Raw genomic sequence first — 1042 nt, 5'->3', positions numbered from 1 at the left:
GGCGAGCGGGTCGGCCGGCCACGACGCCTCGACGACCCGGTCGCGTAGCGGGTTGGCTTCCCCGTCGGCGGGAGCGTCGGCCCAGCGGTCGACGACGCCACACGGGGCGCCCTGCTCGGCGGCGGTGTCGATGGCCTCCTTGAGCTCGGTGAGGAAGCTCGACGGCCCACGCGGTTTGGACTCGGTGGCGCCCCAGTGGTGACCGGACACCAGCAGCGTTTCCTCGGCCCGGGTGATCGCCACGTACAACAGCCGCCGTTCCTCATCGATGCGGCGCTGATCAAGACTTCGCTTGTGGTCGGAGATTCGGTCCGACAGCGCTTTTCGGTCGTTGACGGAGCTGGTGTCCAGCACCGGCACACCGTGTTCGGAGACCGCCGCGCAGTCGCCCCGCAGCAGGGGCGGCAGGTCGGCGGCATCGGTCAGCCAGGTCCGCGGCGACGCCGTGGACGGGAACACCCGGCCGCTGAGGTGCGGAACGGCCACGATCTGCCACTCCAACCCCTTGGCGGCGTGCACGGTCAGGATCTGCACCCGGTCACCGGCGACCGCCACCTCGGCCGGCGCCAGACCGTTCTCCACCTCCTCGGCGGTGTCGAGGAAAGCGAGCAGCGCGACCGCGGTGGCCCGTGGGCGCGCCGCGAAGTCGGCGACCACGTCGGCGAAGGCGTCCAGGTGTTCGGTGCCCGACCAGCCGGCCGCCACCGGACGCGCCGCCCGCGCCTCGGCGTCGACGCCGAGGACCCGACGGATCTCGGCGACGAGGTCCGGGAGCACCCAGTCCAGGTGGGCGCGCAGCGCGGTCAGCTCCCGGCCCAGCGCGGTGATCCTGCGGTGCCCCTCGGCGGAGAACGCCGTGGCCGGTCCGGGATCACAGATCGCCTCGCCCAGGCAGGCGGCGTCCGCGTCGGCTCCGAGCGGCGCAAGGATCTCGTCGGGACCGGCGGGCTCCAGGCGACCGGCACCGTCCAACTCCACGGCGCGCCGCCACAGCGCGGCGATGTCGCGGGCGCCCAGCCGCCACCGCGGTCCGGCCAGGATG

1 protein-coding gene is annotated in these 1042 nt (G+C 73.9%); it reads right to left on the bottom strand.

The window, feature by feature from the left end:
* A partial coding sequence (locus tag ACXAID_RS28210) for a 3'-5' exonuclease (protein WP_475025449.1) occupies positions 1-1042 on the bottom strand: 1042 nt, incomplete at both ends.

Source organism: Mycobacterium sp. ABE4_509 (assembly GCF_056160785.1).
Note: the sequence above shows the minus strand (reverse complement) of the source record. Positions and strands in the feature narration are given on the sequence as shown.